We start from the raw sequence: 18,818 nt of genomic DNA on the forward strand, positions 1-18,818 counted from the left end.
ACTATTCCGCCGCCGCCGCCGGCTCGCGTTCCTCGTCATCGTCCTCTTCGTCCTCGGGCAACCGGACGAGGCCGAAATCGTTGAGGATGCAATAGAGCGCCGGCATCAGGAACAGCGACAGGATTGTTGCAACGCCGAGACCGAAGGCAAGGCTTGTCGCGAGCGGGATCAGGATCTGCGCCTGGAAACTGCGCTCGAGCAGCAGGGGCAGCAGCCCGAACACGGTCGTCGCCGATGTCAGGATGATGGGCCGGAACCGGCTGCGGCCGGTCTGGCGGGCCGCTTCGTCGGCGCTTGCGCCGGCTTTGCGCGCCGTGCCGATGAACTGCATCATCAGGATCGCGTTGTTGACCACCACGCCGGCCAGCGCCGCGCCGCCGATCAGGCTCGGCATCGACAGCTCGAGACCGACGATGAGATGCCCCCAGATGACGCCGATCAGCGCCGTCGGGATCACCGCCATGATCAGGAACGGCGCGATATAGCCGCGGAACTGGAAGGCGAGCAGGATATAGACGCCGATCAGGCCGAGCAGCATGTTGCGCGCCATCGATTGACGGGTTTCGGCCGAATTGGCGCTTTCGCCCTCAATGGCAAAACGGACGCCCGGATGGCGCTTTAGAAGTTCAGGCACGAACTGTGTTTTCAGCGCGGTGATGATTTCCGCCGTGTTCGTCACCTGCGTATCGATATCGCCCTGGACCGACACCGTGCGCCGCCCGTCGATGCGGTTGATCCGCGCCCAGCCGCGCGCCGCTGTGAAGTCGGCCACGTTTTGCAGCGGCACCAGCGTTCCGTCGGGTGCGCTCAGCATCATGGTGCGCAATCCGTCGAGTGTCTGGCGGTCGTCGGCGGCGACCCTGAGGTCAACTTCGTAGGTTTCGGCGCCGATCGGGAACTCGTCGATGATGATGCCCTGATAGGCCGCGCGCACCTGATCGGCGACCGCCCGTGAGGTCAGGTTGAGCGCGTCCGCGCCATCCTTCACCCGCAGCCGGATTTCCCGCTTGCCGGGCCGCAGATCGTCGCTGAGGTCGTTGACGCCGGCGAACCTCCGCAGCCAGGCCTGCATTTCGAGCGACGCGGCTTTCAGCCTGTCGAGGTTCTGGCCCGACAGGCGCAGATCGATCGCGCGGCCGGCAATGCCGACAGTCGCCTCGGTGTATTTGATGGCGATCACGTCGGGCGGCATGCCGACGCGGTCGCGCCAGCGGTTGCGGATATCGTCAATGGTAACGGTGCGGATTTCCGAGCCAAGCACGTCGACCGAGATCGTCGCGACGTGCGGTCCGGTCTCGTAGGCGTCCGCATTGCTCGAATAGATGATGGCAATGTTCTGAACGAGCGCCTGGCCCTCCGGCTGCAGCGGCGTCAGTTCCTTGTCGACCGCGTCCAGCTCGGCAAGCAGCCCCTCGACGACGGCTTCGGTGCGCGAAAGCGGGGTTCCCTGCGGCAGCAGGATACGCGCCTCGATCAGGTCGCCGTCGACATCGGGAAAGCCGCGCACCTTCAGAACGCCGCCGGCCAGCATTGCGATGGAAGCCATCAGCAACAGCACGACGAGCCCCACGGTGAAGTACCGCCACGCAACCGCGCGGTCGAGGATGGGGCCGTATACGCGCTCTCGCAGCCCGGTGAAGGCCCGCTCGAAACCGGCCCGGAACCGCGACGGTTTGCTGCCGTGCATCGCGTGCAGCGAATGGGACAGATGGTGCGGCAGGATGAGGAAAGCCTCGACGAGGCTGACCAGCAGCGTCGTGATGAGGATGACGGGGAGCACGCCGAGGATCTGGCCCATACGCCCGTCGAGAAAGATCAGCGCGCCGAAGATCAGCACGGTCGTCGTGAAGGACGACAGGATGCCGGGCGCAACCTCGCGCGCGCCGGCGATTGCCGCCGGGATCGGCCGGTCGCCCTTGGCGAGGCGTGACGCGATATTCTCGGAAATGACGATGGCGTCGTCCATCAGCAGGCCGATGGCGATCAGCAGGCCAACCATGGTGATCATGTTGAGGCTCATGCCGAGCCAGGTCATGGCAAACAGCGTGCCGAGGAACGAGACCGGCAGGCCCATCGCTACCCAGAACGAAAAGCGCAGGCTGAAGAACAGCGACAGGATGAGGAAGACGAGCACGAGACCCTGGATGCCGTTCGACAACAGGATCGACAGGCGGTCGCGGACGATCGAGCCGACGTCGCGCGTCACGGTCAGCGACATGGAGGAGGGAACGCGTTTGCTTTCCTCCGCCACGAAGGCCTTGACCTCGTCGACGACGTCGAGGACGTCATTCGCCTTGGTCTTGTAGACATCGAGCATCGCCGCGCGGCGGCCGTTGAAGATCACCTTGTTCTCGGCTTTCTCGAACATGTCGGTAATCGTCGCGATGGCGCCGAGCCGGATTTCGCCGCCCGTCGTTCCCGACAACACCACGATGTCGGCGAAGCGGGCCGGGCTTGTGCGCTGGTCGTCGACGCGCAGGATAATGTCTTCGTCGTTGCCCTCGATCAGGCCGGCGGGGACGCTGAGGCTGCGGGCGCGCACCGCATTGGCGATGTCGAGTGCGGAGAGCCCATGGCGCTCGAGCACGTGGCGCGGGATCTCGATACGGATCTGACGGTCGGCGAAGCCCTTGAGTTCGACGGTGGCGACCGAATCCAGCTCCTGCAGCCTGCTCTTCAGGTCTTCCGCGTAGTTCTTCAGGTCGGTTGCGGTTTCGGGTCCCGTCACCGCGACCGAGGCGATGAACTCGGTCCGGCCGAGTTCGCTGATCACCGGCTTTTCGACCTCGTCGGGGAAGTCGTCGATGGCGTCGATGGCATCCTTGACGTCAGCCAGGAACCGCATCATCGAGGCGTCTTCGCGCATCGTCGCTACCGCGATCGCATTGCCCTCGCGGCCTTCGCACTGGATCTCGGTCAGGTCGTGCACGCCTTCGACGGCGTTCTCGATGCGCCGGCAGACGGCGTCCTCGACTTCGCCGGAGGTCGCGCCGGGATAGACCGCCTGGATCTGAACCTCGTCGTTCAGCAGTTCAGGGAAGGTCTCGCGCTTCAGGTTTGGCACCGTGAAGATGCCGAGCGCCATGATGGCGAGCATCAACAGGTTGGCGGCGTTCGGGTGCCGGGTGAAATAGGCGATCATTGACCGGCCTCTTTGCCCAGAGCGGCCGCCGTCATGCGCGTCGCCAGATCAACATCCTCGACCGGTTCGACCAGCACGCCGTCGACGGTCGGAACCAGATCGGACACGATCACCCGCTCGCCGGCGGAAACACCGCCCTTGAGAATGGCCGAGTCGCCCTGCCAGTACAGAACGTCGACCGGCTTGCGCCGCAGGCGTCCGTCTTCGCCGGCGATTGCGACCGCACCGTCGCGCACCGCCTGTGCCGGCACGACCACCTTGTCGGTCTGGGCCGCGCCCTGAAGGATGACCTTCACGAACATGCCCTTCATCAGCGGAGGCCGGGCACCCGGTTCGATATCGGAATAGGGATCATCGACCGCGACCACGACGCCGATGGTCCGCGTGCGGGTATCGATCGTATCGAGGAAACGCACGACCCGCGCCGGCCACTCGACGGGAACCCCGCCGAGGTCGAGGCGTACGCGGGCTTTCATACCGGTGAGGTTGGTGACGCGATCACCCAGTTCGCCGCCCCGAAGACCCTCGGGCACCATGCGGCCGAGCCCCAGTGGTCGCAACTGCTCCATGGTCAGCTGCGCGGCGATCTCGATACGGTCGATGGCATCGCCTGAGAACAGCGTCTGGCCGACGCCGACATACTGATACGTTTCGACCTTGACCTCGCCGATGCGGATATCGAAGGGGGCGGCGATCGCGGTGTGTTCGAGATTGCGCTGTGCCTGACCGGTCTTGGCCTCAAGCGCCTTCTTTTCGGCCGGGATGAGGGCAAGGGTATTGCGCAGGGCCTGCAAGGCGTTGCGCTTGGCCAGCACCGCCTGTTCTTCCTGGTCCACGGCGGATTGCGAGGTGGCGTCGCGCCCGAGCAGGTCGCGTTTGCGCTGCAGGTTCTGTTCGGCCAGCGCCAGGTCGCGCTCGCCAAGCTGTAGAAGCGCGCGGGTGTTGTCTTCCTTGGTCGCGAGTTCGTCGGCCTGCGCCGACAGTTCGGCGAGCGTCAGTTCATAGTCCGTGCGGTCGATGCGCACGAGTTCGGTGCCGGCGGTGACCATGCTGCCGGCCTTGACCCTGGGATCGAGTTCGATGATCCGCCCGGCGACTTCCGCGATGGCATTCCACGACCGCTCCGGGGTGACCGTCCCGAATGCCTCGGCGGTCGGCACCGCGGCGACCGTCTGCGCCGCGACGACGCGGACCTTGTGCGTCGCCTTCGCGATTTCGACCTGCGGCGGCGGCGTCTTGTTCTTCGCCACGGCAACGACGATGGCAGCGCCGATCGCGACGGGGACGAAAAACAGCAGCTTGCGTTTCCAGCTTGCGGGGTTCTTGGTCATGCAGCAAATCCGGTCTAGCGCCGGCGTTCGGGTGCCGGACCAATCAGCCCATGCGTGCAAGCGGTTCAAGCACACGCTGGACGGTTGAGGGAGTCGAAACACGATAGCACGCAGATTGGCGCTCACAAGGCATTGCCAAAGGGCAATAGTTCAATTCTCTCATTCGCTTGTCGAGCACGAGCCTGCCGATATTTGCATTTGCGCAACACCCGCTGAGTTCGTTGGCGAACGTGCACCGGCTCTCTTGAAAAAACCGCTGACATCAATAGCGTGTTGACCAGTTTTTCAGGGTTTCAAGAAGGGTTGATCCTGGCGTTCTGGCAACGGCGCAGGGCTGCCCTTATAGTGACGCGGCACAAGTGAATACCGGTGGGGCGCGATCATCGGGTGCACACAATTGGAACGGAACGCATGATTTCGAAAAAATTGGGAATGACCGCCCTGGCGGGGGTGTTGGCCACAGGGTCCTGGCTGAGCGGCGCTAACACCGTACACGCGCAGAGCTTTCTCGACCGCCTCTTCAATCCGAAGCACTATGACAACGGCCGCCGTCTCGATCGCGAGCCCGAAGAAAAGGTCGAGCGCAAGCCGATCCGCATCAGTGCGCCGCGCTACTACACCTACAGGGCCGATCCGCTGAAATCGATTTCGCTGGCCAAGCTCGCGACGATGGATCTGCCGGTGCAGGAACAGCCGGCGGTCGTCGATTCGCAGGACGAAAACCAGACGGCGGCTCCGGTCGGCGACGAAGCTGCTGCACCGGTGATCACCGGCACCGTCGTCGCCGAAGCGCAGGAGGCCGTTCCCGCATCCGCGACCGCGACCGACGAGACACCGGTCAGCCCGGGCGTGGCGGCGCTTTCGATCGCAGCCGACAACGCCGACCTGCCGACTTCGCCGCCGGCAGCTGTCGTGGAAGACCTGCGCCGTGGCGTCAGCGTTACCGGCCCGGCCGTGGTCGAGACGGATGCGCAAGACACGGCGAGCGCTCCGGCCGCCGAGATGCCGGCCGCGGAACCTGCCGACCCGGTAGAGGCCCGCTATTATCGCGATGCCCGCGTCCATCTGGCCGACGTCACGCTGCGGACATATCCGGAAGTGGGTGAGGCGATCATCGCGTTCTACGGCGACAGCGCGCGCACGCTTTGGACGACGCCGGATGGGGTCAACGACAAGGCGAAGGCCGTGATGGCTGAACTGGCCAAGGTCGACCGCTTTGCGCTTTCGCCGGATGACTACCGTGTTGAACTGCCCGATCTGGACTTCGCGGAAGACGCCCCGGCGGCTGCGGATGCCGGCGGAGCGCCGGATGAGGCCGCTGAAGTGGAAGAGGGGCCGTCGCTGGAGGATCGCCGCGCCGAGGCTCTGATGGCCTTCGAGATGGAGCTGTCGGCGAAGCTGCTGACCTACGCCCTCGATGCGTCGCGCGGCCGTGTCGACCCGAACAAGATTTCCGAGTACCACGATCTGCCGCGCAAGGACGTCGATCTCGCCGCCGTGCTCGCCGCCGCTGCCGGCAGCGACGATGCCGCCGAACTGGTCGCCGCGCAGAACCCGCAGGGGGCTCATTTCCAGGCGCTGGCCGCCGAGCTCGTCCGCTTGAAGGGCCTCGACGAGCAGGATCGTATCGTCATCGCCCCGGGCACCTTGCTGAAGCCGGGCCGCTCGGATCCCGAGACCGCCAATGTCATCAAGGCGATCGTCAAGCACGCTTCGGCCGAGCTGAAGGAAAAACACGCCGAGACGCTTGCCGCCTATCAGGACGGCGAAGAGTACACGCTGGAGCTCGTTGCTCTGGTGAAGGACTATCAGCGCGAAAACCGGCTCGCGGTCGACGGTATCGTCGGGCCGGGCACCATCCGATCGCTCATTGGCGACAGCAACGCCGACAAGATCGCCAAGGTCGAACTGGCCATGGAGCGCGCCCGCTGGCTGCCCGGTGATCTCGGCAAACGCCACATCTTCGTCAATCAGCCTGCCTACATGGTCGCCTACAACCGTCCTGACGACGAGCCGTTGAAGATGCGCGTCGTGGTCGGCAAGCCGTCCAACCAGACCAGCTTCTTCATGGACAAGCTCGAGACGGTCGAATTCAACCCGTATTGGGGTGTGCCGCTGTCGATCATCGTTAATGAGATGATGCCGAAGCTGAATGCCGATCCGAGCTACCTCGATCACGCCGGCTACGAGGTGACGACGGTTTCGGGCAAGCGTGTGTCATCGGCCTCGGTGGATTGGTATGGTGTCGCCAGCCGGTCGTCGTCGATCAATGTCCGCCAGCTTCCCGGCCGCAGCAACGCGCTTGGCGAACTGAAGATCCTGTTCCCGAACAAGCACCACATCTACATGCACGACACGCCGGCCAAGAGCCTGTTCAAGCGCGACCGGCGCGCCTTCAGCCACGGCTGCATCCGCCTGCACGATCCGCGCGCGATGGCCGCGGCCGTGCTCGGAAAATCGGAGGATTACATCGCTTCGCGCATTGCCCAGGGCAAGAACGAAAGCGACCCGGTCACCGACGATATTCCGATCTATGTGTCCTATTTCACGGCCTGGCCGGAAAAAGACGGAACGGTGAACTATTTCGCCGACGTCTACAGCCGCGACAAATATCTGACCAAGGCTCTCGCAGCGACGGAGAAGGTTCGCAGCAAGAGCTGATACCTGCGTCCCCGAAAGGCGGGCGGTTTTTACAAAGAAATGGGCCCGGTGCCAGCAAGGCACCGGGCCTTTTTGCGTTCGGCGGCCGGGGCGAGTTCGGCAAGTCGGCTGAAAAACAGTGCGATCAGAAGCAATTAGACAAAACCGCGTCGAACACTTCGCTTTTCGCGATGTTTCCTGTCGCAATCACGGAAACGTTACCAAAAAGTAAATTCATATCGCGAATTGGGGGGTGGCGAGCGTTGCGGTGCGCCCAAACGCCGCATAGGCTCCGTAAGGGAAATTCCTAAGTGCCTCGCGTTTTTATTTTTTCAGTAGGGATGAGTATGGCTGCGGATCGCCGATATTTCTTTATTTCCGGATTGCCTCGCTCCGGTTCGACGCTCTCCGCCGGGCTACTGCGTCAAAACCCGCGTTTCTACGCCGGCATGTCGAGCCCGATCGCGTCGCTCTTCGACAGCCTGATCGCACAGGTCTCCGCCGGCACTGAACTGTCGACCATGGTCAACGAGGAACAGCGCGCGCGCCTGCTGCGCGGCCTGTTCGACAGCTACTACGCCGACCGCGACGAGCCGGTGATTTTCGACACCAACCGGGCCTGGACGGCGCAACTGCCGGCGCTGATGCGCCTGTTCCCCGATGCCAAGCTGATCTGCCTGGTGCGCGACCTGTCGTGGATCATGGATTCCATGGAGCGGCAGTTCCGCCAGAACGCGTTTGAACACACGCGGCTGTTCAACTCCGGCGCCGAGCGCGCCACGGTCTACACGCGCGTCGAGGCGCTGGCGGGCGCGAACCGGCTCGTCGGCTATCCCTGGCATGCACTGCGCGAGGCCTGTTACTCGGAATTCGCCGAGCGGCTGGTGATCGTCGAATACGATTTGCTCGCCCAGCGTCCCGCCGAGGTTTTCAAGCTGCTCTACGAGTTCCTCGACGAGGAACCGTTCGAGCATGACTTTAACGCGGTCGACTACGATGCGCCGCAATTCGACGCCCAGCTTGGGTTGAACGGCCTGCATCGCGTGCACCAGACGGTCGCGCCGCGCCCGCGTCAGACCATCCTCCCGCCCGACCTGTTCGAGCGCTATTCCAAACTCGCCTTCTGGCGAAACCTTCCGAACTCCAAGGCCTTCCGCATTGTCGCGCGCGAGGCCGCCGACGCTCAAGGGGCTGTCATGCCGCCCCCGACGCATCCCGTCACAGCCCCCTCGAATTGAGCCCGACCGGCCGGCTAGCGGTCGCTGGAGAGAACCATGGCAACACCCTTTATTGTCACCACCAATCTCGACGAAGCCGCCAATCCCGGCGGAAGCCTTGCGGCCGACAGGGCCGACGGTGGCGGTCTCTCGCTACGCGAGGCCATTTTCTGGGCCAATGACACCGGATCCTCCCAAGGGATCCGATTTGATGCCAGCCTTGGCGGCACCACGCTTATCCTGACGCAGGGTCAGCTTGGAATTACCGAAGACCTTCTCATCGATGGCGATATCGACGGCGATGACGGCGCCGACGTCACCATCTCCGGCAACAACGCCAGCCGGATTTTCCAGATCACCGGCACGACCACGGTCGCGCTGGACAGCCTGACGCTCACCAATGGCAATTCCACCACCAACGGCGGGGGTGGTGGCGCGATCATGGTCTACACCGGTGCCACACTCACCCTGTCGGACAGCACCGTCAGTGGCAGCACGGTGGGCACCGGCTACGGCGGTGGCGGCATCGTTAACTATGGAACGACGACCGTCGTCGACAGCGTGATCACCGGAAATCAGGCCGCGTTCGGCGGCGGCATTTCGAATACCTACGGCACCGCCGCGGTGCTGACGATCGTCAATTCCACGATCTCCGACAATCTGGCAACGAAATTCGGCGGCGGCGTTTACGTCACGGACGGCACGGCAACCTTGCAAGGCACGACGGTCCACGGCAACACAGCCACCAAATACGGCGGCGGTATTTCCGTCGGATTTGCAGGGGGCGGCGGGACCGTCACCCTTGAAAACAGCACCATTACAGGCAACACCGCCGACGGTCTGGGCGGCGGCGGCCTCGATCTCTACAACGCCTCGGCAGTCACGGTGAAGAACACCGTCATCGCCGAAAACACCAATTCCGGTGGCAATAACGACGTCTCCGAGGCCGGAACGAACAGCACGATCAACGCGACCAACAGCTTCTTCGGCACGGCGGTCACACTCGATTCCAATACCAACAGCACCACGAATGGTGGCGACCCCGGCCTCGGCGCGCTTCAGGACAATGGCGGCAACGTCCCGACCCGCCTCGTGCTCACCGACAGCCCGTTGCTCGATGCCGGCGACAACGGCTCGGTCCCCGGCGCTCTCACGAGGGACGCCAACGGCAACGACCGCACTGCCGGTGACGCCGTCGACATCGGCGCCACGGAATACCAGCTCACGGTCACCACCGCGCTCGATAGCGGCGATGATGCAACCTTCGGCGGCGCATTGGCCACCGATCTTGCCGACGGCGGTGGCCTGTCCCTGCGAGAAGCGATCTATTGGGCCTCGGCCGGGGACGAAATCACTTTCGATACGTCGCTGAAGGGCCAGACCATTACGCTCGGCAGTCAGATCAGTCTTGGTTCACGTATCACCATCGATGGCGACGTCGACGGCGACAATGCCGCCGACATCACGCTCTCCGGCAACAATGCGAGCCGGATCTTCTCCGTCTCCGGCTCAACGGTGAACCTCAACAGCCTGACGCTCACGGATGGGTATACGTCCGGGGCCGGCGGCGCGATCAACCATTCCTCCGGCACTCTGACCATCACGGACTCCACGATCGCCGACAGCGAAGCCAACAACAATGGCGGTGGCATCTATTCGGGCAGCGGCGGCACGCTCAAACTCGTCAACTCGACGGTGACGGGCAATCAGGCCGGCGGCGGTGGCGGCATCTTCGCCGGCGGCAGTGCCACTCTCACCAATACGACTGTCCACGGCAATTCCGCCGACAGTTTCGGCGGCGGCGGCATCAGCAACGGTGGTCACCTGCAACTCTTCAACAGCACGATCACCGGCAACTCCGTCGACGTCGGCAGCAGCTATGGGGGTGGCGGCATCTTTCTCTACAATGCGCTACCGACGCAGATCTACAATTCAGTCGTGGCCGAGAACTTCGCTTTCCTCGTCAGCGACGACATCACCGAAGGCGGGTTTTCCGACAGCGACGTCACCGCGCACAACAGCTTCTTCGGCGAAACGGTGGCGCTCGACGACGACCTCGGGAACCTGAACAATGCCGGCAGTCCGGGCCTCGGCGCCTTGCAGGACAATGGCGGTACGGTTCTGACCCGCAACGCCCTGCCCACCAGCCAGTTGATCGATGCCGGCCGCACCGCATCGGTGCCCGGAGGCTTCACCGAGGACGCCAACGGCAACGACCGCAGCGTCGGGACGATCGACATCGGCGCGACCGAATTCCAGATCGAGGTGACGACAGCGAGCGACAGCGCGACCAACGGCGTCGGCGCCTCGCTCATCGTCGACATCGCCGACGGCGGCGGCCTGTCGCTGCGCGAAGCGATCGCCTGGGCCGGCAGCGGCGACACGATCACCTTCGATTCCGCGCTGAAGGGTTCGAAGATCGTTCTTGCGCAGGGCGAACTGGACATTGTCAAGGATCTCACCATCGACGGCGATACCAATGGTGACGACAAGGCCGACATCGTCGTCTCCGGCAATTTCGCCAGTCAGATTTTCAACCTTTCCAACAGCTCCGATCTCACGCTCAAGAGCCTGACGATGGGCAACGGCTCTGCCACCGGCCCCGGCGAGAGCGGCGGCGCAATTTACACCGGTACATCGACGTCGTTGACCGTTGTCGATTCGACGATCTACGGCAGCTACTCGCAATCTTCCGGCGGCGGCATCTATGCCAATGGCGACGTTACCATCGCCAACTCGCTGATCTACAACAACGGCGCATACGACTTTGGCGGCGGCGTGTATGTGCTCGGTGGCGACCTCACGGTCGTCAACTCGGTGATCACGGATAACTCGGCAAATAGAGGGGGCGGCCTGTCGATCCGGTCGAGCACCGATGCCGTCATCCAGAACAGCACCATTGTCGACAATACTGCCAGCATACACGGCGGCGGCGTCCACCTGCTCTCAGGCAGTACCCTGAGCATCGCCAACAGCATCGTCGCCAGCAACTCGGCACCCTCTGGCAGCGATGTCGGCGAGGATTTCGGGCCGAATACGCTGACCGCCGGCAGCACATTCTTCGGCAGCACGGCGACGATCGACAACGATCTTGGCGGCAATGTCACGAGTAGCGCCGATCTCAAGCTTGGCGGCCTGCTCGACAATGGCGGCACCGTACTGACCCGTTCGCCGCTCGACGGTAGCCCGGTCATCGACATGGGCAGCAGCAGCCATCTGCGCGCCGATCTTCAGGACATCGACGACGACGGCAAAACGACCGAACTCCTGCCGCAGGATGGGCGTGGTGGCAATCGCGTCGTCGGCGCCATCGATGCCGGTGCGGTGGAACGGGTCGTCGACGAACTCATCCGCGGCAGCGATGAAATCGCCGGCACGGGTGGCAGCGACAACCTGATCGGTGGCGACGGCAACGACACGCTGTTGGGCGGCCTGTTCGATGACACGCTGAACGGCGGCACCGGCAATGACTCGTTGAACGGCGGAGCCGCGTTCGATCTGCTGCTCGGTGGCGGCAACAACGACACGCTGAATGGCGGCGGCGGCAACGACACGCTGAATGGCGGCGGCGGCAACGACACGTTGCTTGGCGGGAATGGCACCGATACGGCGCTGTTCTCTGGTAACGGGGCCATTACGGTCGATCTGCGCAAGACGGGCAACCAGAACACCGGGCAGGGCAGTGACATGCTCACCGGCCTCGAAAACGTCACGTCGGGTAACGGCAACGACAAGCTGACCGGCACCAATGGTCTCAACACGCTCATCGGCAATAGCGGCAATGACTTGCTCGTCGGCCTCGGCGCCAAGGACGTTCTGCGTGGTGGCCTTGGCAACGATACGCTGAATGGCGGCGCCCAGAACGACACCCTGGATGGTGGCGGTGGCAACGACACCGCGATCTTCTCCGGCAGCGGCAAGATCACCGTCGATCTGCGCAAGACCGGCGATCAGAACACCTGGCAGGGATCCGACAAGCTCACCGGCATCGAAAACGTCACTTCGGGTAACGGCAACGACAAGCTGATCGGTAACAACGGCCTCAACACGCTCGTCGGCAATAACGGCAACGACGCACTGTTCGGTCTCGGCGCCCAGGACGTTCTGCGCGGCGGCGGCGGCAACGACACGCTGAACGGCGGCAGCCAGAACGATACGCTGGATGGCGGCGGTGGCGTCGACACCGCGGTTTTCTCCGGCAGCGGCAACATCACCGTAGACCTGCGCAAGACCGGCAACCAGAACACCGGGCAGGGAAGCGACAAGCTCACCGCCATCGAGAACGTCACCTCGGGCGGCGGCAACGACAGGCTGACCGGCAAGGCCGGCGCCAACAAGCTCGTCGGCAACAACGGCAACGACACCCTGTCGGGTCTCAACGGCAACGATCTGCTGCTCGGGGGCAACAACAACGACAAGCTCTTCGGCGGCAATCAGAACGACACGCTGAAGGGCGGCGGCGGTGCCGACACGCTGCGCGGCGACGCCGGCAACGATCAGCTCTTCGGCCAGGCCGGGGTGGACACCTTCGTTTTCGACGACGGCTTCGGCAAGGACAGGATCCTCGACTACAACGACAATGCCGACATCATCGACCTGCGGCCATACAGCGGCCTCGCCAATTTCGGCGACCTGACCATCCGCAGCAATGCAAGGGGCGATGCTGTCATCGATCTCGGCTCCGACGAGATAACCCTCGTCGGCGTCGACAAATCAGTCCTCGACGCAAGCGACTTCCTGATCTGACTTAAGCGGGCGCCAGTATTTCACCGGCGCCCGCTAAATCTATGCCCGGCATTATAAAAACAGAGGGGGGGAGACCTCATGGCGACCTACACCGTAACGACCAATCTCGATGAAGTGATTGGCGGCTCTTATGCGGCCGACAAGGCGGACGGAGACGGTCTCTCTCTGCGTGAGGCAATTCATTGGGCGAACCAGGCGAGCGGCGCCGATACGGTGAATTTCGACGCAAGCCTTGCCGGCACGACGCTGGTTCTGACGCAAGGGCAGCAGATCTACATCTACGACGACATCACCATCGACGGCGACGTCAATGGTGATGATAAGGCCGACATCACCATTAGCGGCGATGCCGACCAGAACGGTACTCTGGATGTGAATGATGATCGCATTTTCAATGTCGCCAGCTCGTCCAGCGCGACGTTCAACAGCCTGACCCTCGACGGCGGCTATGCGAGCAGCTTCGGCGGCCTGATTTTCGGCGCGACCGGCACCACCATCACCGTCAACGATTCCACGCTGACCAACGGCACGGCTTACGGCAAGGGCGGCGCCATCGGATCCGTTGGTACCATCAACGTCACCAACAGCCTGATTTCCGACAGCACCGGCAGTTACGGCGGCGCCATTTCGGTCGGTACGAACCAGACCGCCACCATCGTGCAGTCGACATTCACCGGCAATACGGCGACGAACGATGGCGGCGCGATCCAGGCGGGCTACAACTCCACGGTCTCCATCGACAACAGCACGATCGTCGGCAACAACGCCCAGGGTGGCGGCGGCGGTATCGATTTCTACAACGCCGCCGTGACCATCAACAGCACCGTGATTTCGACAAACACCGCGACGGGTTCGGGCGCGAATATCGGCAAGTCCGGGGCTGGCGGCACCCTGACGGTCGGAACGAGCTTCATGGGCACGCAGGTGCAGACCGACGGTCTGGCCAGCACCAGCGGCGGCAATGCTTTTGGCAACGATCCGGGCCTCGGCCTCCTTGCCGACAATGGCGGCACGACGCAGACCTTCATGCCCGATTTCGACAGCCCGCTTGTCAACGAGGGCAGCAACGGGCAGTCGCTCACCAATGACGCCAACGGCAACTCGCGTGTCGTGATGGGCGACGCAGCTATCGGCGCGTCCGAATTCCAGCTCGTGGTCACGACAGCCGATGACGAGGCGCGGGGCACCTCGTTTGCCGACGACGTGAATGACGGCGACGGTCTGTCCTTGCGCGAGGCGCTCTGGTGGGCCGGCACGGGCGACACGATCACCTTCGACGCCAGCCTGAAGGGCAGCACCATCACGCTTGGCGGCGGATCTTCCGGTTACCTGTCGATCACGACGGACATGACGATCGACGGCGACGTCGACGGTGACGACAAGGCCGACATCACTATCTCCGGCGACAGCAACGGCAACAGCATTGCCGACAACGGCGATGCCCGGATCTTCAACATCAGCAATTCCGGCACCGACGTCACGCTGGAAAGCCTCAACATCACGAACGGGTTCAGCAGCGCATCCGGTGGCGCCATTCTCGTCGGCCCCGGCACGACCCTCAATCTCGTCAACAGCACGGTGAGCAACAGCGCGGCCTCCTCGAACGGTGGCGCGATTTCGAACCTTGGTACGCTGAACATCACGAACTCCCTTTTGACGGGGAACTCGGCGGGCTCCAGTGGCGGCGCGATCTACGTGTCGAACGACGACTCGCTGAGCCTCGAAAACACCACGATCCATGGCAACACGGGCGCCTATGGCAGCGGCGCGATCCACACCATGACCGGCGTCACCATGGACATTTCCAACAGCACCATTACGGGGAATGCCACGACCAGCGGCTCCGCCGGCGGTGTCAGGATCGGCGGCAACGGCACCGTCACCATCGCCAACAGCGTGATCGCCGAGAACAGCGCGACATTTGGCGCCAATGACGACTTGATCGAGGGCGGCACCAACACCGTTGCAGTCCACAACAGCGCATTCTCGAGCCTCAGCGGCCTTTCCTTCGATATCGACGTCAACAATACCGCCAGCGCAACGCTCGGCCTTGGCGCCCTGCAGGACAATGGCGGACCGGTGATGACCCGCGCGCTTGATGCAGGGAGCGTGCTGATCAACGCGGGCAACAACAGCTTCGTTTCGGGGGGCAACACCACCGACGCCAACGGCAATGACCGGATTACTGCCGGCACCGTCGATATCGGCGCTACCGAGTTTGGGCTGGTCGTCGATACCACGTCCGACACCGGCAACGACGGCACAGTCGATGGCTTGCTGGCCGTCGATGCGAATGACGGCGGCGGTCTGTCGCTGCGCGAAGCCATCGCGCATGCTGAAGACGGCGATCTGATCACCTTCGACGCATCGCTTCTCGGCTCGACCATCACGCTTGCGAATGGCCAGATTTCGATGACGCAGGACATCGAAATCGATGGCGATATCGATGGCGACGACAAGGCCGATATTACCATTTCCGGCGGCGGCGCCGGCCGGATTCTCGATATCGACAGCGCCGCGGATGCGACCATCCGCAGTCTGACGCTGACACAGGGCGATGCGTCCGGTGACGGCGGCGCCATTCGGACTGCCAACGGGAGTGGCCTGACGCTTATCGACTCCACCGTCAGCGACAGCACCGCGTCTGCCGATGGTGGCGGCATCTTCGCCGCCGGAGCGCTGACGCTCGTCAACTCGACCATTTCCGGCAACGAGGCCGGAGTTGAAGGCGGCGGTCTCGTCGTTGGAGACGACACGGAGATCCTGGGGTCGACGATCTATGGCAACACCGCAGGGAAAGCCGGCGGCGGCATCGACGTGCGTTCGTACTATCCCAGTTACCAGTCGGTGACGATCCGCAACAGCACCATCGCCGGCAATGTGGTGACGGCGACCGACCATTCAGGCTATGGCGGCTATGGCGGCGGCATTCGGCTTTACTCCTACGCCGACATCAGCATCACCAACTCGATCGTGGCCAACAACACCGCGCTGGCGGAAAGCGATATCGGCCACAATTCGCTCGCGCCGGGCTTTGGCAGCCACTACGTGACGATTGGCAACAGCTTCATCGGGACGGCCCTGCCGAGCGTCGGGATCGACCGGACCGACGATCTAGGCGGCAATACGCTGAACGGCGGCGATGCGATGCTTGGCGAGTTGCTCGACAATGGCGGCACGGTGCTGACCCTGTCGCCGCTCGACGGCAGCCCGGTCATCGGCATGGGCAGCGACACCCTCTTGCGCGCCGATCAGTTCGACGTCGACGGCGATGGCGTAACGAACGAACTCCTGCCGCAGGATGGGCGCGGCGCAGCCCGAATCGTCGGCATCCTCGACGCCGGTGCGGTCGAGCGGGTGGAGGATGAAGATATCGGCGGCACCGCGGCTGCCAACACCATTGCCGGCGGAGCCGGTTTCGACACGCTCACCGGTTACGGCGGCAACGACACGCTGGAAGGCGGCGCCGATGACGACACGCTCAATGGCGGTGACGACAATGACAGCCTCGACGGCGGCTCTGGCGCGGACTCAATGTCCGGCGGCGCCGGCGATGATACCTATGTTGTCGACGATGCCGGCGACGTGGTTTCCGAGGCCGGCGGGTCCGGAAACGATCTCGTCAAATCGTCGATCGACTACATTCTTGGTGGCGGCCTTGAAAACCTCTCGCTTCTGGGATCGGGCAGCCTTTCGGGTACGGGCACCAATGCCGCAAACGCGATCACCGGCAATAGCGGCAACAACACCCTTTCCGGCCTTGGTGGCGACGACACGCTCGACGGCGCTGATGGCAACGATACGCTCGACGGCGGCAATGGCGCCGACAGCATGTCGGGCGGCAACGGTAAGGATGAACTGAACGGCGGCGCCCATGACGACACGCTCAATGGCGGTGCGGACAGTGACACGCTCGACGGCGGCAATGGCGCCGATAGTATGTTGGGCGGCAACGGCGACGACACCTATATTGTCGACAATGCCGGTGACGTTGTTTCCGAAGCCGGTGGCTCCGGTCACGATCTCGTCAAATCGGCGGTCGACTTCATTCTCGGCGGCGGTCTCGAGGACCTGACGCTTCTCGGTGCTGGCAATCGTTCGGGCACCGGCACCAACACCGCAAACACGATCACCGGCAATAACGGCGCCAATGCTCTTTCGGGTCTTGGTGGTGACGACACGCTCATCGGCCTTGGTGGCAACGACACGCTCGACGGCGCCAATGGCAACGACAGCATGTCGGGCGGCAACGGCAATGACGAGCTGAATGGCGGCGCCAACGACGACACGCTCGACGGCGGTGGCGGCAACGACACCGCGGTCTTCAACGGTAGCGGCAAGATCACCGTCGACCTGCAGAAGACCGGTGGTCAGAACACCGGGCAGGGCACAGACAGGCTCATCAACATCGAGAACGTCACGTCGGGAAACGGCAACGACCAGCTTACCGGGACTGGCGCAGGCAACACGCTCATCGGCAATGGTGGCAACGACACGCTGATCGGCCTCAACGGCAACGACATTCTCGAGGGCGGCAACGGCAACGATGAGCTCAATGGCGGCAATCAGAACGACACGCTGAATGGCGGTGGCGGCAATGATACGGTTCTGTTCACCGGCACTGGCAGGGTGACTGTGGATCTGCGCACGACCGCGAGCCAGAACACCGGACAGGGCTCCGACAAGCTCCTCAACATCGAGAATGTCACCTCGGGCGGCGGTAACGACAAGCTGACCGGTAACGGTGGTGGCAACACGCTCATCGGCAACAACGGCAACGACGCACTGTTCGGTCTCGGCGCCCAGGACGTTCTGCGCGGCGGTGGCGGCAACGACACGCTGAACGGCGGCACCCAGCACGACACGCTGGATGGCGGTGGTGGTGTCGACACCGCGATCTTCTCCGGCAACGGCAAGATCACCGTCGATCTGCGCAAGACCGGCATCCAGAACACCGGGCAGGGGAACGACAAGCTCCTCAACATCGAAAACGTCACGTCGGGAGGTGGCAACGACAAGCTGACCGGCAAGGGCAACAACAACGTCCTTAATAGCAACAACGGCCATGACACCCTTAGCGGTCTCGACGGCAAGGACACGCTGCTTGGCGGTGGCGGCAACGACAAGCTGTTCGGCGGCAATCAGAACGATGTTCTCAAGGGCGGTGCTGGCGCCGACACGCTACGCGGCGATGCGGGCAACGATCAGCTGTATGGTCAGGGCGGTCCCGACACCTTCGTCTTCGATGACGGCTTCGGCAAGGACCGGATCCTCGACTACAACGACAACGCCGACACGATCGATCTGCGGCCTTACAGCGGGCTCGCCAATTTCGGCGACTTGACCATTCGCAGCAATGCCAACGGCGATGCGGTCATCGACCTCGGCACTGACGAGATCACCCTCGTCGGCGTCAACAAGTCGGTCCTTGACGCGAGCGACTTCTTGATCTGACGGGTTGCCTGGACGAGGAAAAAATTCCGCGAAGCGGAGACGGGAAGCCGCATCCTGAGGCTGTATAGGGGGACGTTAACCCGGGTAAATCCGGTTTAACGTTCTGCCATGTATTGGCCCAACGGTGCGTTAACCTTGTTGTGCAAGGACGAATATATATAACCTATTGAAAACGCGTGCAAAACGGCGAATTTAGTAGGATCGCGGAGGTGAAGAAACCGGTCCAATTTTCGATAAATTAAGACCCGCTGATATACGTTTCCGGGGTCTTCAAGCGAACTCCCCGGA

6 protein-coding genes are annotated in these 18,818 nt (G+C 63.2%); 4 read left to right on the top strand and 2 right to left on the bottom strand.

From position 1 onward, the window contains the following. Position 1 precedes the first annotated feature (1 nt). Both C0606_02030 and C0606_02035 read right to left on the bottom strand, forming a co-directional pair. A complete protein-coding gene (locus tag C0606_02030) occupies positions 2 to 3,142 on the bottom strand; it encodes an AcrB/AcrD/AcrF family protein (protein PLX39328.1) in 3,141 nt (1,046 codons plus the stop codon). Continuing rightward, positions 3,139 to 4,473, bottom strand: a complete 1,335-nt coding sequence (locus C0606_02035; protein PLX39329.1) for an efflux RND transporter periplasmic adaptor subunit — start codon at positions 4,471 to 4,473, stop codon at positions 3,139 to 3,141. The genes C0606_02030 and C0606_02035 overlap by 4 nt, the downstream gene beginning before the upstream one ends. Before the next feature lie 669 nt (positions 4,474 to 5,142). Between C0606_02035 and C0606_02040 the strand changes: the two genes are divergently transcribed. The 4 genes from C0606_02040 (at position 5,143) to C0606_02055 (ending at position 18,530) form a co-directional block, all read left to right on the top strand. After that, complete coding sequence (locus tag C0606_02040) at positions 5,143 to 7,134, top strand: murein L,D-transpeptidase (protein ID PLX39662.1); 1,992 nt, start codon at positions 5,143 to 5,145, stop codon at positions 7,132 to 7,134. Positions 7,135 to 7,460: 326 nt separating this feature from the next. Continuing rightward, positions 7,461 to 8,351: a sulfotransferase gene (locus C0606_02045; GenBank protein ID PLX39330.1), complete on the top strand. Its 891-nt coding sequence runs from the start codon at positions 7,461 to 7,463 to the stop codon at positions 8,349 to 8,351. 36 nt (positions 8,352 to 8,387) lie between these two features. Then, the gene (locus tag C0606_02050) at positions 8,388 to 13,076 is read left to right on the top strand and encodes a hypothetical protein (GenBank protein ID PLX39331.1); all 4,689 of its coding nucleotides are present in this window, start codon (positions 8,388 to 8,390) and stop codon (positions 13,074 to 13,076) included. A 78-nt stretch (positions 13,077 to 13,154) separates the two neighbouring features. Then, positions 13,155 to 18,530, top strand: a complete 5,376-nt coding sequence (locus tag C0606_02055; protein PLX39332.1) for a hypothetical protein — start codon at positions 13,155 to 13,157, stop codon at positions 18,528 to 18,530. The last annotated feature ends 288 nt before the right edge of the window (positions 18,531 to 18,818 follow it).

The sequence above is a fragment of the Hyphomicrobiales bacterium genome (assembly GCA_002869065.1).
GTDB lineage: Bacteria > Pseudomonadota > Alphaproteobacteria > Rhizobiales > Rhodobiaceae > Rhodobium.

Excerpts from the sequence above, each read along its gene's own strand:
- C0606_02030 (PLX39328.1), bottom strand. The coding sequence starts at position 3,142 with ATGATCGCCTATTTCACCCGGCACCCGAACGCCGCCAACCTGTTGATG.
- C0606_02035 (PLX39329.1), bottom strand. The coding sequence starts at position 4,473 with ATGACCAAGAACCCCGCAAGCTGGAAACGCAAGCTGCTGTTTTTCGTC.
- C0606_02040 (PLX39662.1), top strand. The coding sequence starts at position 5,143 with ATGGATCTGCCGGTGCAGGAACAGCCGGCGGTCGTCGATTCGCAGGAC.
- C0606_02045 (PLX39330.1), top strand. The coding sequence starts at position 7,461 with ATGGCTGCGGATCGCCGATATTTCTTTATTTCCGGATTGCCTCGCTCC.
- C0606_02050 (PLX39331.1), top strand. The coding sequence starts at position 8,388 with ATGGCAACACCCTTTATTGTCACCACCAATCTCGACGAAGCCGCCAAT.
- C0606_02055 (PLX39332.1), top strand. The coding sequence starts at position 13,155 with ATGGCGACCTACACCGTAACGACCAATCTCGATGAAGTGATTGGCGGC.